Raw genomic sequence first — 21108 nt, 5'->3', positions numbered from 1 at the left:
TCGCGTCTCGCGCTCACGTGTCGATACGGACGATTCCGTACGGATTGAACTTGAAGTTGTCCTCGGCGTAGTCTTGCTCCCGCGAGAGCGTCAACTGGCGATCGCGCAGCGTCGCCTCGACGCCTCGCTCGGCCATGGCGTTGGCAATCTCCTCCATGAGCATCACGGCCGACCATTCGTTGCCGCGCGATTTCGCGACATAGATATCCGGCAGGCCGACCAGGTGATAGCCGACAGTTTCGTTGTAGCGATCGCCGCCGAGCGGGCGCTTGGCGAACGCAAGACGGCACGTCTTGGCAACGGCGAGGGTCATGCCAAGGCCCTCGCTGGTCGTGGCGCCCTTGCGCGCCTGATCGGCGAGACTGCGCCACCGCGCGATGCCATGGGCAACGCCGGCGCTTTCGCCTTTCACGGCGGTGGCACCGGCCTCGATCATCTCCTCGACGATGCGCAAGGCGGCGGCCGAATAGGCGACTGCTTTCTGCTGCTCCAGGGGCGGGCTCAGCAAATAGAGCACTGCTTTGTGGTTGGCCACGGCGGCTTCGTCGGAGGCGCTCCATGCGTTGGGAAACACGCGATCCCAGCACACACCGAACGATCGCTCCATGTGCGGATCGGGTTTGGCTTGCGAATAGGTGCGGTCGATCTCGAAGTTGAAATCCGCGATCGCCCTGGCGACCGCCTTCGGCGGATGCAGCAGGCTGTCGTCCTTGCCGAGGAAGCAGAGCACGTGACGCGGTTTTACCGACGAAGGCTGCATGTCCATCCCCCGTGGGATTGACGGTTGATCATTGGCCCATGCGCGACTGGCGGCGAAGAGCCCGACGGCTTTGAGCAGGTGTCTGCGTAGATGGTTCATGTCAGCAAAAAGCCCCCGGCTCGCGAGAACCGGAGGCGCGTTCCTTATCCGTTGGGAAGGGCGTCAGCCCTTCGTCATCGTGATGTTGACGCCGCGGATCTCGCCCTTGGAAGAGATCTGCACCGTCTGCTTGGTGCCATTGGTGCGCAGCGACAGATTGGCGGCAAAGCCGTTGGCCTCGACGAACACGTCGATCTGGCCGCCGCCGGCGGTGCCTTGCAAATTGCCGAAGATGTTGCGGTTGGATTCGCTCCAATTGCCGGAGATCCGCTCGCCCTGGCTCGTCACGTCGCTGGTGAGGTCGAACTTGTAGCTGTCGGACGCGCAGTGCAGGGCCTGCTTGAGGGCGAGACCGCTGCCAGCGACCTTGTAGTCCGCCTTGCAGCGGATGCGTTCGGTGGAACCGTCGGACAGCGACACCGTGCCGGTGCCGGTCCACGCGCCGTCGAAGCCGGCAAACGGTCCAGACGACTGAGCGTGGCTTGCCGAAACCGAGAAGAGCAGCGCGGCCCCAATGCCGGCCACCTTGATCGCCTGTCCAGATCGCCCAAAGAATTGCATTTTGAATATCCCGTTTTCGAACGACGTTTGCTCAGGAAGAACGTCTCGCCACATCGAAGGTTTAGTGTTGCGAGCCTGTGTCAGGTTCAACGCCCGGCGGCCAGAGATGGTGGTTCACGGGGCCCCCGCGCCATACCCGGAGCCAGCGATTTCCCGTGTTTCGGTATGTTTCTGGCGGAAATGGCGACGTGGACAGATGCAGCGCTGCAACAGCCATGCAGTAAAATGCGCGGTGCCTGAATTATGACTTAGTATCAACCTCTTACATCTGCCAATGAGGGGCAAGGGAAGACCCGATTTGGTGGGTGTGGCGCCAATTTGGCCGCATTTGCCAGTGCTTGTGCCTTCTCCCAAGGCCGCACTTTCAGCGGCGACTTGCCATCAGAATAAACCGTTCCGGTCGTCCGCCCAGTGCTGTCCGGGATCGGTGCGATTCTGCCGTCAGAATGAAGGAATACAATGCGTAAGCTTCTCGTCGCTCTCACCCTGCTGTCGGCATCCCTTTCGACGGCGGCATTTGCCCAGGCAGGGCGTGGCACGGACTCCGAGCAGAAGGCCTGCACGCGCGATGTGCAGAAGTTCTGCCGCCCGGTCATCGATCAGGGTGATTTCACCATCCTGGCCTGCCTGAAGGAGAACCGGGCCAAGATCTCGCAGGCCTGCGACCAGGTCCTGAAGAACCACAACCAGTAAGCTCGGCCACTGGCCCACAAGGGTGGCCCCCGGGCCGCCTTTTCGGGCCAGATCCGCCAAGGGCAGCCATCGACAGACAGGATTGGTTTTGCGGCCGTATTCCCCTATATGGGGGCCGCGGCGGCACCGCCGGCACGGGCCCGCGCGAGCAAAAAGCCCTTCCTGTCCAAACGATTGTTGACCAGCCCTCGATGACCTCTGCGAGCGAATTGCGATCCGGCAAGGGTGACCGCGACGAGAATTTTCCCGTCGCGTCCTGGATCATTCATCCGCGTCATCGCGCGCTGATTCTGGCCTATTACAATTTCGTCCGCACCGCCGACGATATCGCCGACCACGCGACGCTGCCGCCCGACGAGAAGCTCCGCTTGCTCGACCTGTTCGAGGCGGAACTGCTAGGCAAGGGCGATACCCAGGCCGAAGCCGTCACCTTGCGCCGTGCGCTGGCCGAGCGCGGCATGGCCCCCCGCCACGCGCTCGACGTGCTGATCGCGTTCCGCATGGACGTGAACAAGCTGCGCTACGAGACCTGGGACGAGGTCATCCATTATTGCCGCTACTCGGCGATGCCGGTCGGCCGCTTCATGCTCGACGTCCATGGCGAGAGCACCTCGACCTGGGCCGCATCGGATGCGCTCTGTGCAGGCCTCCAGATCAACAACCACCTCCAGGATTGCGGCAAGGATTTCCGCGAGCTCAACCGCGTCTATCTGCCGCGCGATGCGCTGGCCGCGAGCGGCGCCTCGGTCGAGCAGCTCGGGCTTGCCCAGTCGCCGCCGGAGATGCTGGCCTGCCTTCAAGCGCTCGCCGTGCGCAACGAAGCGCTGCTCGACGAGGGCAGGTCGCTAGCTGCGGAGATCCGGGATGTCCGCCTCGGCGTCGACGTCGCGGTGATCCAGGCCTATGCCGATCGCATCGTGCGCCTGCTCAGGGTGCGCGATCCCTTGCGGGAGCGCGTGCATCTGAACAAGTTCGAGCTCCTCATTTTCAGCCTCGCCGGCATGATCGGCGAAGTCGGCCGCCGCGCGATCGGGCGCAAGGCCATTTCCAGACCGGGGACTGCACATGACGCTTGAGGCGACCTCGCCCGGCGCCAATTATGGCTCGAGCGCATCCGGCAGCTCCTTCTATGCCGCGATGCGCATCCTGCCGCGCGACCAGCGCGAGGCGATGTTCCAGATCTACAGCTTCTGCCGACAGGTCGACGACATCGCCGATTCCGACGGCCCGCGCGACGAACGGCTCGCCGCGCTTCAGGAATGGCGCCACGACATCGATGCGCTCTATCAGGGCAATCCACCGCCGCGCCTTGCCGACTATGTCGGCTCGGTGAAGGCCTTTGGCCTCAAGCGCGAAGATTTCCTGGCCATCGTCGACGGCATGGAGATGGACGTGCCGCAGGACATCCGCGCGCCCGACATGGCGACGCTGGATCTCTATTGCGATCGCGTTGCGAGCGCGGTGGGACGATTGTCGGTGCGGGTGTTCGGCCTGCCCGAGGAAGACGGCATCCAGCTTGCGTATCATCTGGGCCGCGCGCTCCAGCTCACCAACATCCTGCGCGACATCGATGAGGACGCCGGCCTCGGCCGGCTCTATCTGCCGCGCGAGGCGCTGCTGCATGCCGGCATCACCTCTGATGATCCGAACCGCGTCATCACCGAGCGCGCGCTGCCGAAGGTCTGCCTGCCGCTGGCCCAGCGCGCGAAAGTCTATTTCGAGAAGTCGGACGAGATCATGAACCGCAACAGGCGCCGCGCCGTGCGCGCGCCGCGGATCATGTCGAAATACTACCATTCCATTCTGGACCTCCTGATCGCGCGCGGTTTCAACGCGCCGCGCGAGCCGGTACGTGTGTCGAAGGTCACACGCATCCTGATCCTGCTCCGTTACGCTTTCATCTGATGCAAAAGACAGCTCACATCATCGGCGCCGGAATTTCCGGCCTCTCCGCCGCCGTGCGGCTCGCCAATGCCGGCTTCAAGGTCGCCGTGCACGAAGCGACGCACCAGGCCGGCGGCCGTTGCCGTTCCTATTTCGACGGCGCGACCGGTCTCACCATCGACAACGGCAATCATCTGCTGCTGTCGGGCAACAGTCACGCGCGCGCCTATGCGCGCTCGATCGGCACCGAGGCGGGCCTCGTCGGCCCCGAAAGCGCGCAGTTTCCGTTCGTCGATATCAAGACCGGGCAGCGCTGGCAGATCGATCTCGGCGCCGGCCGGCTGCCGACCTGGGTGCTCGACGAGAGCCGCCGCGTTCCCGATACCGGGCTCACCGACTATCTGAAGCTGGCGCCGCTGATCTGGGCGTCGGAGGAGACGCTGGTCGGCAAGTCCATTCCCTGTGAAGGCACTCTCTACCAGCGTCTGGTGCAGCCGCTGCTGCTCGCAGCGCTCAACGTCGATCCGCCCGAAGGCTCGGCCGGGCTTGCCGGCGCGATCGTGCGCGAGACGCTGCTCGCGGGCGGGCAGGCCTGCCGTCCGCTGATCGCGCGCGACGGCCTCAGCGCCGTCTTGATCGAGCCTGCCGTGACGTTTTTGACTGAGCGCGGTCACTCCGTTCAGCTCGGTCACGAATTGCGTTCCTTCGTCAGCAATGACGGCAAGGTCGGCGCGCTGAATTTCGGCGGCGAGGATGTGATCCAGCTTGGCGCCGGCGATGTCATCGTGATGGCGGTGCCGCCGCGCTCCGCTGCGAGCTTGCTGCCGGGCCTGAAGACGCCGACCGAGTTCCGTGCCATCGTCAACGCGCATTTCCGCATTGAGCCGCCGCCGGGTTCGGCACCGATCCTCGGCGTGATCGGCGGCGTCGTGGAATGGCTGTTCGCGTTTCCGAACCGGCTGTCCGTCACCATCAGCAACGGCGACCGTCTCGTCGACATGCCGCGCGAGGAACTCGCGCAGGCGATCTGGAACGACGTCTGCAAGGCCGGCGGCGTGTCCGGCGAGTTGCCTCCCTGGCAGATCGTGCGCGAGCGCCGTGCGACGTTTGCCGCCACGCCGGCGCAAAATGCCCTGCGCCCGGGGCCGGTCACGGCGCTGAAAAACCTGTTTCTTGCCGGCGACTGGACTGCTACGGGATTGCCTGCAACCATCGAGGGATCGGTCCGGTCCGGTGATCGCGCCGCCGATCTGGTTCTGGCCGCCAAGGGATCCTGACGAGCGGCCCTGACGGGCATTGGTCCAAGTCACTTCAAGACAACTCAATTCAAATCAACTATCGGAGTAATCGAGCGAGATGGATTCCGTGAACGCGACCGCCCGCGAGGTCCTGGAATCGAGCATTGCGTCAGCCACGCAAGGCGTCCTCGGCTTTCAGCAATCCGACGGCCATTGGGTATTCGAGCTCGAGGCCGACTGCACGATTCCGGCCGAATACGTCCTGCTGCGCCATTATCTCGCCGAGCCGGTCGACACCGTGCTCGAAGCCAAGATCGGCAATTATCTCCGCCGCGTGCAAGGCGCCCATGGCGGCTGGCCGCTGGTGCATGACGGCGAGTTCGACATGAGCGCCAGCGTAAAGGCTTACTTCGCGCTGAAGATGATCGGCGATTCCGTCGACGCCCCGCACATGGTGCGTGCGCGCGAGGCGATCCACGCCCGCGGCGGCGCCATCAACAGCAACGTCTTCACGCGCTTCCTGCTTGCGATGTTTGGCGTCGTGACCTGGCGCGCGGTGCCGGTGCTGCCGATCGAGATCGTGCTGCTGCCGTTCTGGTCGCCGTTCCACATCAACAAGATCTCGTATTGGGCGCGCACCACCATGGTGCCGCTGATGGTGATCGCCGCACTCAAGCCGCGCGCGAAGAATCCGCTAGGCGTCGGCATCGACGAGCTGTTTCTGCAGGATCCGCGTTCGATCGGCATGACCGCGAAGGCACCGCACCAGAGCATGGCCTGGTTCGTGCTGTTCCGCGCGCTCGACGGCATTTTGCGCGTGGTTGAGCCGATGTTTCCGAAGAGCCTGCGCCAGCGCGCGATCGATGCGGCGCTTGCCTTCACCGAGGAGCGGCTCAACGGCGAGGACGGCATGGGCGCGATCTATCCGCCCATGGCCAACATCGTCATGATGTACGATGCGCTCGGCAAGGACGAGAATTTCCCGCCGCGCGCGATCACGCGCCGGGGCATCGACAAGCTGCTCGTGATCGGCGACGACGAGGCCTATTGCCAGCCCTGCGTCTCGCCGGTGTGGGACACGACGCTGACCGCCCACGCGCTGCTGGAAGCCGGCGGCGACAAGGCGGTGCCTGCCGCCAGGCAGGGCCTCGACTGGCTGATCCCGAAGCAGGAGCTCGAGGTGAAGGGCGACTGGGCGGTGAAGCGGCCCGACGTGCGCCCGGGTGGCTGGGCCTTCCAGTACAACAACGCCCATTATCCCGATCTCGACGACACCGCTGTCGTGGTGATGTCGATGGACCGCATGCGCCGGGAGCACGGCACTGCCGGGTATGACGCGGCGATCGACCGCGCCCGGGAGTGGATCGAGGGGATGCAGAGCGACGACGGCGGCTGGGCGGCCTTCGACGTCAACAATCTCGAATATTACCTCAACAACATCCCGTTCTCGGACCATGGCGCGCTGCTCGATCCGCCGACCGAGGACGTCACCGCCCGCTGCATCTCGATGCTGGGTCAGCTCGGCGAGACCGAGAAGACCAGCAAGCACGTCGCCGACGGGGTCGCCTATCTCAGGAACACCCAACACCCCGAGGGGTCCTGGTATGGCCGCTGGGGCATGAACTTCATCTATGGAACCTGGTCGGTGCTCTGTGCCCTCAACATGGCCGGTGTCCGCCACGACGACCCCATGATGCGCAAGGCGGCGGCCTGGCTGGCCTCGATCCAGAATCAGGACGGCGGCTGGGGCGAGGACGCCGTCAGCTACAGGCTCGACTACAAGGGCTGGGAAGCGGCGCCCTCGACGGCCTCGCAAACGGCATGGGCCTTGCTTGCCCTGATGGCAGCTGGCGAGGTTGATCACCCGGCCGTCGCCCGCGGGGTGGAGTACCTGATTGCAACACAGAACGAAAAAGGACTGTGGGACGAGCAGCGGTACACCGCCACAGGCTTTCCCCGTGTATTCTATCTACGGTATCATGGTTACCCTAAGTTCTTCCCGCTGTGGGCGTTGGCGCGGTATCGGAACTTGCGGAACACCAACAGCAGGGTGGTAGGGGTCGGGATGTGACTTTGGGGACGGGGGACTATGTTACCGCGGGCAATGCCATTGATCCGCGGCCCATATTGATCGTGACCGGTCTGGTTCAGGAGGCCCGCATCGCTGCCGGGCCCGGAATGGCGGTCATTTGTTCGTCGAGCAGCCCGACCCAGTTGCGGGCGCTCTTGACGGTCGTGGATCCCGAAACGATTCGCGGCGTGATCTCGTTCGGCGTCGCCGGCGGGCTCGACCCGACCTTGCGCTCCGGCGACGTCGTGCTGGCGACCGAGGTGCTCTCCGGAGACACCCGCTGGGCCGCCGGCCTCTCGCTCGGCGACGACCTGATCGACCGCCTGACATCCGACCGCCGCCGCGTCGTGCGCGGCAGCCTCGCCGGTGCTGAGGAAGTGGTCACCGGACGCTCCTGCAAGGCGGCGCTGCATTCGGAGACCGGCGCCTCCGCCGTTGACATGGAAAGCCACATCGCGGCCGCCTACGCCGCCGAGGCCGGGCTACCCTTCGCCGCCGTCCGCGTCATCAGCGATCCCGCCCATCGCGCGCTGCCGGCGCTCGCCCGCGCCGCCATCAAGCCGAACGGCCAGATCGACCTCGCCGCCGTCCTGCGCGGCATCGTCCGCAACCCGACCACGCTGCATGCCCTGGTCTCCACCGGCATCGACTTCAACCGCGCGCTGCGCTCCTTGCGCGGCTGCCGCGATTATCTGATCGGGACGGAACTCGTGGAGAGCGAGACCATGGTCTCCAAGGCGGCCTGAGCGATTTCCTTTCGGCAAAGAAAAAGGCCCGGTCGCCACTGGTGACCGGGCCTTTTCTATGGTTCGTGCCGGATGAAGCGAAGCCGCGTCGGTAAATTGCGTCAGGCGTGACCGTCAACTCACGTATAATAATTTCCAGCGACCGTAACGTCTCCCGCATGGCCACCGTAGAGATGTCAGGGAATGCCCGTTTCGCGTATCTGGAATGCATCTGAGCCATGCTCGCGCTCGCAGCGAGACCGGTCGGGTTCAGTCCGCTTCCTGGTCCATCAAGACTGCAAGCGGAGTTGGGATGAACAAACAGATCGTTGGAGAACCCTTGAATTCGGCACGGCTCTCACTTGAAAAGGCAATGCAATTCCATGCCGCCGGCAATTGGGTACGTGCCGAGCAGCACTATCTGGAGGTGTTGCTGGACGACTATCGCACCACGGATGTTCTCCCGCTCCTCGCAGCTGTCGTTGCCAATCGCGGACTTATCGACCGCGCCATCTATTACTGGGACACGCTGCTTTCGATGGAGCCGCATCACTTCAACGCCCTGGCTGCCAAGGGTGGGCTGCTCTACAGCAGCGGGCGTTTGGCCGAAGCGCTGAGCTGCTTTGAAGCCGCGGCCAGCCTCGCTCCCGACGATGCGCTCATCCGCAACAATCTCGCCGTTGCACTGGCCGATAGCGGGCGAAAGGATGAAGCGATCGTCGCGTTCGGCCATGTCCTTCGGCTTCAGCCGGATAATGTGAACGCCTACCACCAGCTGCGCCGGTTGTCGTCCGCTGTCGTTCCCTTCTGGCACATCCCCATGATGAACGACACGCGGCGCAACGACTGTTTCGAATTGGCGATCCGTCGCGCGCTGGCGATCCGCGGTTCGAGCGCGCAAATCCTCGACATCGGCACGGGCAGCGGTTTGCTGTCGATGATGGCGGCGCGCGAAGGCGCCACCAACATCGTCACCTGCGAAACGGTTCCGACCATCGCGCGCGTTGCGCAAGAGATCGTTGCCGACAACGGATATGGCGAGCAGATCACAGTCATCGGCAGATCCTCGACGGGTCTTTCCGTCGGCGAGGATATCCCGGCGAAAGCCGACATCCTGATCTCCGAGATCCTGTCCAGCGATCTCCTGGCCGAGGATGTGTTGATCACGTTCGAAGATGCGCGGCGCCGGCTGATTGCCGAAGATGCGATCGTCATTCCAAAGGCGGCAGCGGCCGTGGGCTGCCTGGTGGCAAGCGAAACGCTCGCCGCGTACAGCCATGTCAAAATGGCGTCCGGCTTCGACGTTTCGCGGTTCAACGGCCTTGCCCCGCTGCGTCTGCCCATCCATGGAACGATGACCGAATGGTCAAGGCTTTCGAACGATTTCGAAATCGTATCGCTGGATCTGACCTCTGATGCACATGAACCGGAACTGCGGGCCGTCTCGATCCCCGTGATCGCGTCCGGGACCGCCGTCGGCGTTGTGCAATGGATGCATGTCGATCTCATTGACGATATCGTCTTCACCAACCATCCGGACGACTATCATGACGGCGGCTGGCTCCAGGTGCTCCATGTCTTCCCAAGGCCGATGCCTGTCGAAGCGGGGGCGGTCGTGGATCTTCTTCTCGGCCATGACAGGTCCACGCTCATCGTGCTGCCGGCCGGCTTCGCAATCTCATGAGCGAGCAGGGCTTCGGAGCCGATGAGCTGCGGAAATCCGGTCTCATGCGATGGAAATCGGGAGAGCTGGACCTTGCGATCCAGTCGTTCGAGGCCGCCCTGGTCCTGGAGCCGGAACGTGCCTTGATCTGGGAGGACCTTTGCGGCGTGCAACTCGCCTCCAACAACAGCGACATGGCGCTTGGCTCGATCAGAAGAGCGATCGAGATCGATGACCGGCGCGCTCAATCCTGGCTGATGCTGGCAACCGTCCTCGACCGGATGCAGGATCAGGATCAGGCGGCGTCGGCCTACAGCAAGACCATCATGCTCGACGAAACCATTGCGAGTGCCCATTTCGGTCTCGGCATCATTCACCTCAGGAACGGAAAACCGGCGCAGGCCCTGCCATGCCTGCAGCAGGCCGTCACGCATGATCCGCAGAACGCCATCGCGCATCTTTGCCTTGGCCACGCCTGTTATGCGACCGGCGATTTTGTCGGTGCGGCGCAGTCGCTCGAGGCCGCCGGCAAGTTTGGCCCGCTGGATCCGGACAGCGCATTGGTCCACATCAAGGCGACGACCTTCCAGGCGATCATCGAGGGCAAGGTCGACGACGCTCTCGCAAATTACAGCCGGCTCGCCGACGCGGGTGATGGACCCCTCGACATTTCGCAGGAAGCATTTGCGCTGCTCAACGTGCACGGATACCAGGATGCCGCGCGCCTGGTCGGCCAATTTCGGCTTCGACGCGACCCCGATGACGTGGTTCAGCGCTATATGAACAGTGCGGTGGCCGGTGAACAGTTGCCCACGGCCCCCGCGGACTATGTCGAACGGCATTTCGATGGCCTGGCGCCCAGTTTCGACAGGAAACTCGTCGACTCGTTGCAATATCGCGGGCCCGAGATCATGGCGCAGATGATCGCCCCGCACCGCCGTCGTTTCGATCATATTCTCGATCTTGGCTGCGGCACCGGCTTGGCTGCAAAGCCCCTCTCTCGGTTTGGCGGCACGGCAATCGGCGTCGATCTCTCGGGAGCGATGCTGCTACAGGCCGAGGAGCGCCGCTTCTACAGGGAGTTGATAAAAGCCGAGGCCATCGGGTTCCTGGCGACGAGACCGGCAAACTTCGATCTCGTCTTTGCCGCCGATGTCCTGGTCTACATTGGTGACCTCGGGGCGTTTTTCAGTGCGGTCGCCGACGCCCTTGTAAAGGACGGCATCCTGGCGCTCAGCATCGAGACGACGACCGTTGCGGATTTCGAGCTGCGGGCATCTGGACGTTTCGCGCACTCCGTCTCTTATGTCGAGAGATTGGCGTCCGACCATTTCGCAAAACTGGAAGCGTTGACGGCGCCGCTTCGGCTTGAAATGCGACGTCCGATCGAGGGCGCGTTCATGATCTTTCGGAGGAGATAGTCGTTGCGTTGGAGAGGGCCAATGGAGTTTTGTTTCGGCCATTGATCAATTTCAAAGTGTCGAGAAGGTCATTTCTCTTCAGTTTTGCGCATATGCCCCACGATCGAGCAACGAGGTTGGCCGACGCCGCCTGAGGCGTCGGGCAAAACACCGGAACACCCGTCAATCCCCGTTTGCAAAAATATTCCACTTTTCAGAAATTCGGATTTGTGGCATAGAGCGGCCATCCCGGCCTCTGCTGGAGGGGCGCTTCGCGATCGTCACGAGATGCGGGCCGGGTTGCGGTGGACGCGGTAGCGCCGGCGCGGAGGCGATGGCAGGGCGGGCAACCCCGTGAGTCATGCGTGACGCGATACGACACGGCGCGGTCAAAGCGGCCAGGCTGGATATCGGGGGCGAGCACACGCGAGCCCCCGATGTTTCCGGCAGGGCCGTCCGCGGACGGAGAAGTCGTGTGGTCCCGGCGCCCGGGGTTCTGGCGCCAAACCTCGCGGTGATGTGGCAGCTAACCGGCTCGCGCATCGATCAGCGGCGAGGCGACGGGGGCAATAGTGCAACGCTCCCCGAGGAGAGCACGAAGGACACCGTTAAAACCATCCGCGCAGGGAAGGCCGGGCGACCGGCAACACCTGTGATCCACCCCGTGTGCATTTCTGTTGCGCACGGATTGCGGGTGCCGCCGGCGCCCGGTCTTCCCTGCGCCCTCTGGTCTTTCAAGGGCGGTGAACCGCAGCAGGCCCCGGGCGAAACGCGCCGCGGGACCGCGAAGGTGTGTCTGCGATGGAGAGAGGATTGCAAGAGCAGCCTGGTGCCACATACTCCGTCATTGCGAGCGCAGCGAAGCAATCCAGGCTGCCTCCGCGGAACGATTCTGGATTGCTTCGCTGCGCTCGCAATGACGATCGGACGGACAGTGTGGCTCAAACGCCAATCGAAAAGGCCCGATCGCATCAGCGACCGGGCCTTATTCGTTCGAACTTGCTGCCGCCCTTACGCCGCAGTCGAAGCCTTCCGAGCCGCCTTCTCCTGCGCAGCCGCCGCCTCGTCCTTGCGGATCTCCGACAGGCGCTTCTGCACTTCGGCCGAGAAGATGTACTGCGCCGGACGCTGCTTGCTCATATCGATCTCGGGCGCCATCGGACCGGTGGTCCTGATGCCGCGCAGCGACACCCACATCGCCTTGATCGGGTTGTTGAGCGCTGCGGTGGCCGCCGTCGGCTCGTAGCCGCAATGGGCCATGCAGTCGGCGCACTTCTCGTACTTGCCGGTGCCGTAGGTTTCCCAGTCGGTGGTGTCCATCAGCTCCTTGAAGGTTTTTGCGTAGCCTTCACCGAGCAAATAGCAGGGCTTCTGCCAGCCGAAGATGTTGCGCGCGGGCATGCCCCAGGGTGTGCACTCGTATTCCTGGTTACCGGCCAGGAAGTCGAGGAACAGGCCGGAATGCATGAAATTCCACTTCTTGCCCTTGCCCATCGCAAAGACGTCGCGGAACAGCTTCTTGGTCTTGGTGCGGTTGAGGAAGTGCTCCTGGTCCGGCGCGCGCTCATAGGCGTAGCCCGGCGACATCGAGACGCCGACACCGAGCTCGACGGTGAGGTCGAGGAATTTGGCGATCTCCTCGGCCGGATGGCCGTCGAAGATGGTGGCGTTGACGTTGACGGTGAAGCCGCGGGCCTTCGCCGCCTTGATCGCGGAGACGGCGCGGTCGAACACGCCCTTCTGCGACACCGCCTTGTCGTGATGGTCCTTCAGGCCGTCGAGATGCACCGAGAAGAACAGATACGGGGAGGGCGTGAACAGATCGAGCTTCTTCTCGAGCAGCAGCGCGTTGGTGCAGAGCGAGACGAACTTCTTGCGCTCGACGAGGCCGCGCACGATCTCGCCGATCTCCTTGTGGATCAGCGGCTCGCCGCCGGGAATGGCGACCATCGGCGCGCCGCACTCGTCGGCCGCGTCCCAGCACTCCTGTGCGGTCATGCGGCGGTTGAGGATCGCATCCGGATAGTCGATCTTGCCGCAGCCGACGCAGGCGAGGTTGCAGCGGAACAGCGGCTCCAGCATCAGCACGAGCGGATAGCGTTTGCGGCCAAGCATCTTCTGCTTGAGCAAATAGCCGCCGATACGCATTTCCTTGAAGAAGGGGATAGCCATTACAAAGTTTCTTTCTGGGCTTGGAATTCGGGTGGGTCAGCTCGCGGCCAATTGGGCCGGAAGCCGGAATTCGATGTTTTCCTCGCGGCCCGGCAGCACCTGGACCTTGACTGGTCCGATCCGCCGCATCGCTTCGATCACGTCATCCACGAGTACCTCGGGCGCCGAAGCGCCGGCCGTGACGCCGACGGTCCTGGCATCTTTCAACCACTCCGGATTGAGCTCGCTGCCATCGGCAATCAAATAACTCGCGACGCCGGCCTCAGTGCCGATTTCGCGGAGCCGGTTCGAGTTCGAGCTATTGGCAGCGCCCACCACCAAGATCACGTCGACCAGCTTGCTCAAGTCCCTTACCGCAGATTGGCGGTTCTGTGTCGCATAGCAGATATCCCGGATATCCGGGCCTTGAATATCTGTAAAGCGGGCCTGGAGGGCCGAAATGATGTCCCTGGTGTCGTCCACCGACAGGGTGGTCTGGGTGATGTAGGCCACTGGCGTATCCGCCGGCAGCGTCAGGGCCTTAACCTCTTCAACGCTTTGGACAAGCAGTACGGGGGCGGGAACCTGGCCCATCGTGCCCTCGACCTCGGGGTGGCCGGCATGGCCGATCAGGACCAGGGTGCGGCCCTTGGTGATGTAGCGCTTCCCCTGATTGTGAACTTTCGTGACCAGGGGGCAGGTGGCATTGAGCACCGGAAGGTCGCGCGCGGCGGCCTCTTCCTCGACGCTGCGGGCGACGCCATGGGCGCTGAAAACCGTCACCGCTTTCGGTGGAACCTCGGACAGCTCCTCGACGAAGATGGCGCCTTTGTTCTTCAGGCTCTCGACCACGTATTTGTTGTGCACGATCTCGTGGCGCACGTAGACGGGCGGGCCGTACTTCTCCAGCGCCCGCTCCACGATCTCGATTGCACGCACCACGCCGGCGCAGAAGCCGCGCGGTTGCGCTAGATAAACTTCCATAGGACGCCCATCACGCAAGTTGCACCAATCCGCTTCTTAGGTCCCCAGCGGCACCTCGATACTGACCAATGAGCTGCAATAACCGCACCATTGGCCTCGCGCACGCGGTAACCGCCCACCCCAACTGGGCCCAGCGCATGGAGGCACAGCACTTTGTGTCAAAAAATCGGCAGAAAGGAAAGTCGAATGAACCTTGGGTTCCCTATCGCCTCAGCACCGCGGTACTATAGTATGGGAATTGTCCTGAGCAAAATGGCGACATTTGTGCTCACCCCTTCGTCACTTTCCCGCCTCAACTCACCGGCTATACCGACCGCCCCGCATGATTTTGCCACGGTCTCCCGGCGTTTACTTCGAACCTTGTTCCCGTGAGAACCACTCAAACAGCAATAGGTTTCGCCCGGGAACTCCGATAAACAGCGGGCGTTTCCGGCAAGCTGTTAACACCAGAAAGAAAAGAAGTGCTGCAAAGCGTCGTCGTTGCCATCGTCAGGGCCTGCACCCGGTTTGCCTCCCTCGTCGTCGTTCTCGGGCTCCTGCTTTCGGTGGGGGCCGGCTATTACACGGCCCAGCACTTCGCCATCAACACCGACATCAATTCGCTGATTGCCCAGAATCTGGACTGGCGCCAGCGCGACCAGCAGTTCGACCGTGCCTTCGACCGCGACGCGACGATTCTCGCGGTCGTCGAGGCCAGGACGCCGGAGATGGCAACCGCAGCAGCGGATGCGCTCTTCGCCAAGCTGAAGGACAACAAGACCGACTTCCAGTCGATGCAGCAGCTCGGCACAGGCGAGTTCTTCGAGAAGAACGGTTTGCTGTTCCTGCCGACCGAGGAAGTCGGCAAGATCACCAGCCAGTTCGAATCCGCAGCGCCCCTGATCGAGATCATGGCGGGCGATCCCTCGATCCGCGGCCTGACCGGCGCGTTGGAAACGGGACTTGCCGGCGTCAAGCGCGGCCAGGTCAAGCTCGACAATACCGCGCGGCCCTTCAACCAGATCGCGCAGACGGTCGAGACCGTGCTCAACAAGGGCAATGCCAGCTTCTCCTGGCGTGAGCTCGTCAGCGACGAGCCGCTGTCGGATTCCGACAAGCGCGCCTTCATCGAGTTCAAGCCGATCCTCGACTACAACGCGCTGGAGCCCGGCAAGGGCGCGACCGACGCGATCCGCAAGGCGGCCGTGGATCTGGATTTTGCGACCAAATACCAGGCGCGCGTGCGGCTGACCGGTCCAGTCCCGATCGCCAACGAGGAATACGCCACCGTCCAGGAAGGCGCCGTCGTCAACGGCGTCGGGACTGTGCTGGTCGTGCTGCTCATCCTGTGGCTGGCGCTGCATTCGTCGAAGATCATTTTCGCGGTCTTCGTCAATCTCTTCGTTGGCCTTGCGCTGACGACCGCCGCCGGCCTGATGATGGTCGGCTCGTTCAATTTGCTGTCGATCGCGTTCGCCGTGCTGTTCGTCGGCCTCGGCGTCGATTTCGGTATCCAGTACAGCGTCCGCTACCGCTCTGAGCGCTACAAGCATAACGATCTCTCCGGCGCGCTGGTGCTTGCCGCCAAGCGCTCCGCGGTGCCGCTGTCGCTGGCGGCAATGGCGACCGCCGCCGGCTTCCTCTGTTTCCTGCCGACCGATTACAAGGGCATCTCCGAGCTCGGCCAGATCGCCGGCGTCGGCATGCTGGTGGCGTTCCTCTCCAGCATCACCGTACTGCCCGCGATGCTGAAGCTGTTGAACCCGCCCGGCGAGCAGGAGCCCGTCGGTTACGCTTTCCTGGCGCCGCTCGATTACTTCCTGGAGAAGCACCGCGTGCTGGTCGTGGGCGGCACGTTGCTGCTGGCGGTCGCCGGCCTGCCGCTGCTCTACTTCCTGAAGTTCGACTTCAACCCGATGAACCTTCGCAACCCGAAGGCCGAGTCGATCGCGACCTTCCTCGACCTGCGCAAGGATCCGAACACCGGCGCCAATGCCATCAACGTGATGACCACGTCCGAGGAGCAGGCAAAGCAGATCGAGGCGAAGCTGGAGAAGGTGCCGGAAGTGCTGCGGGTGATGTCACTCAACAGCTTCGTGCCTGAAGACCAGCAGCCGAAGCTGAAGCTGCTCGCGCAGGGCGCCAAGGTGCTGAACCCCGCGCTCAACCCTGACCAGGTCGATGCAGCGCCGACGGACAAGGAAAACGTCGAGGCGCTGAAATCCTCGGTCGACAATCTGCGCCGGACCGCCGGTGACGCCAAGGGCCCGGGCGCCGTCGCCTCGCGCCGGCTGGCGGACGCGCTCGAGAAGCTCGCCAATGGCGACGAGGCCTTGCGCAACAAGGCGCAGGACGTGTTCGTCACGCCGCTGAAGATCGTGTTCGATCAGCTCAGGAACGCGATGCAGGCCAGCCCGGTTACCCTGAGTTCGCTGCCCCCCGAGCTCGTCAGCGCCTGGAAGAGCAAGGACGGCATCATCCGCGTCGAGGCGCAGCCGAAGGGCGATCCCAACGACAACGACACGCTGCGCAAATTTGCGGCGGCGGTGCTCAATGCCGAGCCGACCGCGATCGGCGGGCCGGTCTCGATCCTGAAATCCGGCGATACCGTGGTGAAGGCGTTCATCCACGCCGGCATCTACGCGCTATTGGTGATCGGCCTGCTTTTGTGGATCACGCTGCGTCGGTTCGTGGACGTGCTGATGACGCTGGTACCGCTTCTGGTTGCCGGCGCGGTCACGCTCGAGATCTGCGTGCTGATCGGCCTGCCGCTCAACTTTGCCAATATCGTCGCGTTCCCGCTGCTGCTCGGCGTCGGCGTCGCCTTCAAGATCTATTATGTCGTGGCCTGGCGCTCGGGCAGGACAAACCTGCTTCAGACCAGCCTGACACGCGCGATCTTTTTCAGCGCGCTGACGACGGCGACCGCGTTCGGCAGCCTGTGGCTGTCGAGCCATCCCGGCACGTCCAGCATGGGCAAGCTGCTCGCCCTCTCGCTGGTGACGACGCTCGCCGCCGTGCTGCTGTTCCAGCCAGCCCTAATGGGCAAACCCCGCAATCTCAGGGAGTAGGCAGATATCGCCGACAGGGTCGGCGGCGCCTTTCTGCCCGGGCTTGGCTGCGGTGGCAGTCTTCGGGGCTGCTGCTGCAGGCGCAGGCGGTGTGGCACCCGTCGTGGCTGCCGCACCTTGGGCTCCCTGGGCTTTCGGCGCCGCGCCGGTGGGCTTTGGTGCGCCTTTGGCCATGGCGTTGGCGGGGCTCAGGGGAATCGGCGGGCCGACCCGGGTCCAGGTCTCGCCGCCGCAGAGGAAACCCATCACGCAGCCCTTGATCTCGAGCTGGTCGCTCCCGCTGGGCGTGATCGTCGCGCTGTAGAGCTGGCCGTCTTTTGCGTTGTAGACCTGTCCCTCCCACTGATCGGCGCCGGGCTTTTTCTTCATGTCGATCAGGGTCGGCATGCCCAATGTCGGCCTGTTCTGTTTCGAGACATCCGGATTGTTCTCGTCACGGCCGCCGGGCTGCTTTTCCCAGGAAACGGCGCCCCACATGCTGCCATTGCACTGGGCGACACGGATGTTGGCGACGCCGTCGGCGACCCGCCAGTCGCCGGTGGGATCGGCGGCGAGCGCAGGAGTCAGGCCGGTGTAGCCGCCAGCCAGTAGTATTCCGGTGTAAAGGGCCAAACGCATGAGTGTTCCTTGGCAGTGCAACATGGTTTAAAGCTGTGCTTGCGAAGATGGTCCGAAAAAGGGCAAAAGGCCGCACAGACCGTTTTCAGGAACGGTCCGTTTTCAGTTGACGAGACGGCCCTCAACCGAAGTATGTAGCGGATGCACAGCCCAAATCCAGACATGTCTCAACTGTTCGCGGACCGTCAGGCCCAGCGCAGTGCCCTGCATAATCGGCATCTGAACGAGCAGTTCGTTCGGGTCCTCAAGACCATCGGCTACGATGTCGGCTTCCAGAAGGGGCAGGGGCAGTACCTCTATGACCGCGACGGGGCGCGCTATCTCGACCTGTTGTCCGGATTTGGTGTGTTTGCGATCGGGCGCAATCATCCTGTCATGCGCGAGGCGCTCAAGAGCGTGCTCGATGCCGACATGCCCAACCTCGTCCAGTTCGACGTCTCGACGCTCGCCGGCGTGCTCGCCGAGCGGCTTTTGAAGTACGTCCCCTATCTCGACAAGGCGTTCTTCGCCAATTCCGGCGCCGAATGCGTCGAGGCCGCGATCAAGTTCGCGCGTGGCGCCACGGGGCGTCCCGGCATCGTCTATTGCGCCCACGGCTATCACGGCCTGACCTATGGCGCGCTGTCGCTGACCGGTGATTCGAATTTCCGCACCGGATTCGAGCCGCTGCTGCCGGGCTGCACCTCGATCCCGTTCAATGATCTCGCCGCGCTCGAAAAGGCGCTGGCCTCGCGCGAGGTGGCGGCCTTCGTCGTCGAGCCGATCCAGGGCAAGGGCGTCAACATGCCCACCGACGAGTTCCTGCCTGGTGCTGCCGCGCTCTGCAAGAAATACGGCACGCTGTTCGTCGCCGACGAGATCCAGACCGGCATGGGCCGCACCGGCCGCTTCCTCGCGGTCGAGCACTGGAACGTCGAGCCAGACATGGTGCTGCTGTCGAAGTCGCTGTCGGGCGGCCATGTGCCTGTTGGCGCGGTGCTGACGCGCAAGAGCATCTTCGACAAGATCTTCAACCAGATGGACCGCGCCGTGGTGCACGGCTCGACCTTCTCGAAGAACGACCTCGCGATGGCCGCGGGCATTGCCACGCTCGACGTCATGGAATCCGAGAAGCTGATCGAGTCCGCCGCCAAGCGCGGCGCCGAGCTGCGCCTCGCGCTGACGCGCATGGTGCCCGGCTACGAGCTGATGAAGGAAGTCCGCGGCAAGGGCCTGATGATCGGCGTCGAGTTCGGTCCGCCGAAGTCGTTGCGCCTGCGCGCGTCGTGGAACGTGCTCGAGGCCGCCAACAAGGGCCTGTTCTGCCAGCTCATCACCGTGCCGCTGTTCAAGGATCACAAGATCCTCACGCAAGTGGCCGGTCACGGCAGCCATACCATCAAGCTGCTGCCGCCGCTCACCATCACCGAGGAAGACTGCGGCTGGATCGAGCGCGCCTTCGACGACGTCATCGCCGGCAGCCACAAGGTCCCCGGCGCGATCTGGTCGCTCGGCAAGACGCTGGTGGACAACGCGGTGCGGCGGTCGGCATAATCTTTCGCCGACTACGTCGATTAGCAGCGCCCGGCGTAGTCCCAGATATGAAGCATATTCAGCGTGATCAGGCCGGCAAAGCTGGCAATGACGGACAGGAGCGCGAACCAGATCCATTGCTTGCGCTCCTTGAAGGCCAGCAATGCGCCCGCCGCGAACATCGATGGGAGCGTGGCGCAGATAATCAGTGACGGAACCATGTCTGTCCTCCTTGTGGAGCTGCAATCTGCCGAATTGCGCTCGCGAGGACTGTGAGAGGCGTCACCTCTCTGAACCATGGCGCGGAGCTTCGCCCGCTGCCGGCGATTACCCCTCCACATTCGCCTTCATTGCCGCTTCGAACTTGTCGACGAACTCGGTGAGCTCGTCGCCGCCGATGTCGCTGACGGCCCAGAAGTTCAGGCCGCGCTCGCCCCAGCGGCGGCAGTTGAAGCCCTGCATGGTCTGCGTCTTCGGCGGCCGGTGTTCGGTGCTCGAGGTCTGCGATACGAACAGGTTGATCACGTGCTGCCGGCGCTTGTAGACGACCGCGCCGATGGCGCGGGCGTCGATATAGTCGAGCCGGCCGCCGACCAGCGTAAAGCCTTGCGCGGTGAGATCGATCACGGGCGGGGCGACGTCGAGCTTGCCGTTGAACCAGGGCTTGACGGTGTGCTGGTCGGTCGAGACCACGTCGATGAGGTGGCCGGCCTGGAGCGAGCGCAGATGCGCGGAGACGACCTCCGACAGGATGCGCTGCTGGTCGTCCTGGCGCAACACCAATGCGACGACGCCGGAGGCGGCGAGCGCGGAGACGGCCGAGCCCATCGCAAAGCCGCGCAGCACGGAGCGGCGCGTCGGCTGCACGCGCTGCGGCTGCGGCAGCGAGGCCTCGATCCGGCTGCGCAGGCTTGCCGGCGCGGTGTAGCGCAGATTGGTGTCGGCGAGCACGCGCTGCATGTCGCGCTGTGCGGCAAGCTCCGCGGCGCAGTCCGGGCAGCCGGCGATATGGGCTTCGACCTCGCGCGCATGGCCGGCATCGAGCTCGTTGTCGAGCAGCGCGTGAAGCAGGATCTTTGCTTCGTCGCAGGTCATCTTGCTTGCTCCTCTTCCGCCGTCCAGGCCGCACGCAGCATGGCGCGGGCGCGGGCGAGGCGGGACATCACGGTGCCGACGGGCACGCCTGCGGCCTCGGCGATTTCACGATAGGACAGGTTGTTGATCTCTCGCAGCACGAAGGTTTCCTTGAACGGCTCGGCGAGCGCGTCGATCAGCTTGCGGATGGCGCCGGCATCGCGGCTGCGCAGCACTTCGGTCTCGGGGCTCGCCTCGCTCTCTTGCCAGATCGGCGTCTGGTCGGCGGCGCCGGGCGTATCCTCGATTGCGCTCGGCCTGTGTGCGCGCCGTGCATATTCGGCATTGCAGACGTTGCGCAGGATCGCGAACAGCCAGGGCTTCATCGCCGGTCCGCGATAACTGTCAAAATGCTTCAGCGCGCGCAGATAGCATTCCTGCACCGCATCCTCGGCATCGGAGGCGTCGCGCAGGAGATAACGCGCGAGCGTGTAGACGTCGTCGAGATAGGGCAGCGCCGCCTCGCGGAAGCGTTGCGCCTTCTGCAAATCGTCGCTCACGGGCATCGCTCCTCGCTTTGCCTCTTGTTCTCGTCGTTGCGTCGTTTCGTCCCCGATCGGGTCGT

18 protein-coding genes are annotated in these 21108 nt (G+C 63.7%); 10 read left to right on the top strand and 8 right to left on the bottom strand.

Annotated elements, in window-relative coordinates:
• Nucleotides 1-13: 13 nt before the first annotated feature.
• Both AC1RR3_RS05335 and AC1RR3_RS05330 read right to left on the bottom strand, forming a co-directional pair.
• The gene (locus tag AC1RR3_RS05335; RefSeq protein ID WP_492820100.1) at nt 14-859 is read right to left on the bottom strand and encodes a hypothetical protein; all 846 of its coding nucleotides are present in this window, start codon (nt 857-859) and stop codon (nt 14-16) included.
• A 63-nt stretch (nt 860-922) separates the two neighbouring features.
• Nucleotides 923-1420, bottom strand: coding sequence for a hypothetical protein (locus AC1RR3_RS05330; protein ID WP_492820098.1), 498 nt, complete (start codon nt 1418-1420; stop codon nt 923-925).
• A 459-nt stretch (nt 1421-1879) separates the two neighbouring features.
• On the opposite strand from AC1RR3_RS05330, the gene AC1RR3_RS05325 reads away from it, so the two are divergent.
• The 8 genes from AC1RR3_RS05325 (at nt 1880) to AC1RR3_RS05290 (ending at nt 11115) form a co-directional block, all read left to right on the top strand.
• Nucleotides 1880-2113, top strand: a complete 234-nt coding sequence (locus AC1RR3_RS05325) for a hypothetical protein (RefSeq protein ID WP_008144014.1) — start codon at nt 1880-1882, stop codon at nt 2111-2113.
• Between the two features lie 191 nt (nt 2114-2304).
• Nucleotides 2305-3189 carry a squalene synthase HpnC gene (gene hpnC / locus AC1RR3_RS05320; RefSeq protein WP_492820096.1) on the top strand — a complete coding sequence of 295 codons (885 nt, stop codon included), beginning with the start codon at nt 2305-2307 and terminating at the stop codon, nt 3187-3189.
• Nucleotides 3179-4018 carry a presqualene diphosphate synthase HpnD gene (gene hpnD, locus AC1RR3_RS05315; RefSeq protein ID WP_492820094.1) on the top strand — a complete coding sequence of 280 codons (840 nt, stop codon included), beginning with the start codon at nt 3179-3181 and terminating at the stop codon, nt 4016-4018. The genes hpnC and hpnD overlap by 11 nt, the downstream gene beginning before the upstream one ends.
• Entirely contained in the window at nt 4018-5274 is a 1257-nt protein-coding gene (hpnE, locus tag AC1RR3_RS05310; protein ID WP_492820092.1) for a hydroxysqualene dehydroxylase HpnE, read from the top strand. The genes hpnD and hpnE overlap by 1 nt, the downstream gene beginning before the upstream one ends.
• Nucleotides 5275-5353: 79 nt before the next feature.
• Entirely contained in the window at nt 5354-7306 is a 1953-nt protein-coding gene (gene shc / locus AC1RR3_RS05305; protein ID WP_492820090.1) for a squalene--hopene cyclase, read from the top strand.
• Nucleotides 7303-8052 carry a phosphorylase gene (locus tag AC1RR3_RS05300; RefSeq protein WP_492820088.1) on the top strand — a complete coding sequence of 250 codons (750 nt, stop codon included), beginning with the start codon at nt 7303-7305 and terminating at the stop codon, nt 8050-8052. The genes shc and AC1RR3_RS05300 overlap by 4 nt, the downstream gene beginning before the upstream one ends.
• Before the next feature lie 292 nt (nt 8053-8344).
• Nucleotides 8345-9715, top strand: coding sequence for a tetratricopeptide repeat protein (locus tag AC1RR3_RS05295; RefSeq protein ID WP_492820086.1), 1371 nt, complete (start codon nt 8345-8347; stop codon nt 9713-9715).
• Nucleotides 9712-11115 (top strand): tetratricopeptide repeat protein, encoded by a 1404-nt coding sequence (locus AC1RR3_RS05290; protein ID WP_492820084.1) that lies wholly within the window; start codon nt 9712-9714, stop codon nt 11113-11115. Before AC1RR3_RS05295 ends, AC1RR3_RS05290 begins: the two co-directional genes overlap by 4 nt.
• A gap of 990 nt (nt 11116-12105) precedes the next feature.
• Here the strand turns inward: AC1RR3_RS05290 and hpnH are convergent.
• Both hpnH and ispH read right to left on the bottom strand, forming a co-directional pair.
• Nucleotides 12106-13266 (bottom strand): adenosyl-hopene transferase HpnH, encoded by a 1161-nt coding sequence (gene hpnH / locus AC1RR3_RS05285; RefSeq protein WP_492820082.1) that lies wholly within the window; start codon nt 13264-13266, stop codon nt 12106-12108.
• A gap of 36 nt (nt 13267-13302) precedes the next feature.
• A complete protein-coding gene (gene ispH, locus AC1RR3_RS05280) occupies nt 13303-14229 on the bottom strand; it encodes a 4-hydroxy-3-methylbut-2-enyl diphosphate reductase (protein ID WP_492820080.1) in 927 nt (308 codons plus the stop codon).
• A 461-nt stretch (nt 14230-14690) separates the two neighbouring features.
• Here ispH and hpnN point away from each other — a divergent pair, with 461 nt between their 5' ends.
• Nucleotides 14691-17279 (top strand): hopanoid transporter HpnN, encoded by a 2589-nt coding sequence (gene hpnN / locus AC1RR3_RS05275; protein WP_492820078.1) that lies wholly within the window; start codon nt 14691-14693, stop codon nt 17277-17279.
• Here hpnN and AC1RR3_RS05270 read toward each other — a convergent pair.
• Complete coding sequence (locus AC1RR3_RS05270; RefSeq protein WP_492820076.1) at nt 17247-17897, bottom strand: DUF2147 domain-containing protein; 651 nt, start codon at nt 17895-17897, stop codon at nt 17247-17249. The genes hpnN and AC1RR3_RS05270 overlap by 33 nt on opposite strands.
• Nucleotides 17898-18038: 141 nt before the next feature.
• Here AC1RR3_RS05270 and hpnO point away from each other — a divergent pair, with 141 nt between their 5' ends.
• Nucleotides 18039-19430, top strand: a complete 1392-nt coding sequence (gene hpnO, locus AC1RR3_RS05265; protein ID WP_492820074.1) for an aminobacteriohopanetriol synthase HpnO — start codon at nt 18039-18041, stop codon at nt 19428-19430.
• Nucleotides 19431-19450: 20 nt separating this feature from the next.
• Here the strand turns inward: hpnO and AC1RR3_RS05260 are convergent, their stop codons facing one another.
• From AC1RR3_RS05260 to AC1RR3_RS05250, 3 genes are all read right to left on the bottom strand, one after another.
• Nucleotides 19451-19630, bottom strand: a complete 180-nt coding sequence (locus AC1RR3_RS05260) for a hypothetical protein (RefSeq protein WP_492820072.1) — start codon at nt 19628-19630, stop codon at nt 19451-19453.
• A gap of 106 nt (nt 19631-19736) precedes the next feature.
• On the bottom strand, nt 19737-20504 hold the full coding sequence (locus AC1RR3_RS05255) for an anti-sigma factor family protein (RefSeq protein ID WP_492820070.1): 768 nt from the start codon (nt 20502-20504) through the stop codon (nt 19737-19739).
• A complete protein-coding gene (locus AC1RR3_RS05250; protein ID WP_492820068.1) occupies nt 20501-21049 on the bottom strand; it encodes a sigma-70 family RNA polymerase sigma factor in 549 nt (182 codons plus the stop codon). The genes AC1RR3_RS05255 and AC1RR3_RS05250 overlap by 4 nt, the downstream gene beginning before the upstream one ends.
• Nucleotides 21050-21108 lie beyond the last annotated feature (59 nt).

It is taken from the genome of Bradyrhizobium sp. GW821-FHT13H05, from assembly GCF_058804065.1.
The sequence above is the reverse complement of the archived record's forward strand: the minus strand, read 5'-3'. Positions and strand labels throughout refer to the sequence as shown.

What these genes read in the sequence shown, in the direction of transcription:
- AC1RR3_RS05335 (WP_492820100.1), bottom strand. Translation starts at nt 859, where the DNA reads ATGAACCATCTACGCAGACACCTGCTCAAAGCCGTCGGGCTCTTCGCC.
- AC1RR3_RS05330 (WP_492820098.1), bottom strand. Translation starts at nt 1,420, where the DNA reads ATGCAATTCTTTGGGCGATCTGGACAGGCGATCAAGGTGGCCGGCATT.
- AC1RR3_RS05325 (WP_008144014.1), top strand. Translation starts at nt 1,880, where the DNA reads ATGCGTAAGCTTCTCGTCGCTCTCACCCTGCTGTCGGCATCCCTTTCG.
- hpnC (WP_492820096.1), top strand. Translation starts at nt 2,305, where the DNA reads ATGACCTCTGCGAGCGAATTGCGATCCGGCAAGGGTGACCGCGACGAG.
- hpnD (WP_492820094.1), top strand. Translation starts at nt 3,179, where the DNA reads ATGACGCTTGAGGCGACCTCGCCCGGCGCCAATTATGGCTCGAGCGCA.
- hpnE (WP_492820092.1), top strand. Translation starts at nt 4,018, where the DNA reads ATGCAAAAGACAGCTCACATCATCGGCGCCGGAATTTCCGGCCTCTCC.
- shc (WP_492820090.1), top strand. Translation starts at nt 5,354, where the DNA reads ATGGATTCCGTGAACGCGACCGCCCGCGAGGTCCTGGAATCGAGCATT.
- AC1RR3_RS05295 (WP_492820086.1), top strand. Translation starts at nt 8,345, where the DNA reads ATGAACAAACAGATCGTTGGAGAACCCTTGAATTCGGCACGGCTCTCA.
- AC1RR3_RS05290 (WP_492820084.1), top strand. Translation starts at nt 9,712, where the DNA reads ATGAGCGAGCAGGGCTTCGGAGCCGATGAGCTGCGGAAATCCGGTCTC.
- hpnH (WP_492820082.1), bottom strand. Translation starts at nt 13,266, where the DNA reads ATGGCTATCCCCTTCTTCAAGGAAATGCGTATCGGCGGCTATTTGCTC.
- ispH (WP_492820080.1), bottom strand. Translation starts at nt 14,229, where the DNA reads ATGGAAGTTTATCTAGCGCAACCGCGCGGCTTCTGCGCCGGCGTGGTG.
- AC1RR3_RS05270 (WP_492820076.1), bottom strand. Translation starts at nt 17,897, where the DNA reads ATGCGTTTGGCCCTTTACACCGGAATACTACTGGCTGGCGGCTACACC.
- hpnO (WP_492820074.1), top strand. Translation starts at nt 18,039, where the DNA reads ATGCACAGCCCAAATCCAGACATGTCTCAACTGTTCGCGGACCGTCAG.
- AC1RR3_RS05260 (WP_492820072.1), bottom strand. Translation starts at nt 19,630, where the DNA reads ATGGTTCCGTCACTGATTATCTGCGCCACGCTCCCATCGATGTTCGCG.
- AC1RR3_RS05255 (WP_492820070.1), bottom strand. Translation starts at nt 20,504, where the DNA reads ATGACCTGCGACGAAGCAAAGATCCTGCTTCACGCGCTGCTCGACAAC.
- AC1RR3_RS05250 (WP_492820068.1), bottom strand. Translation starts at nt 21,049, where the DNA reads ATGCCCGTGAGCGACGATTTGCAGAAGGCGCAACGCTTCCGCGAGGCG.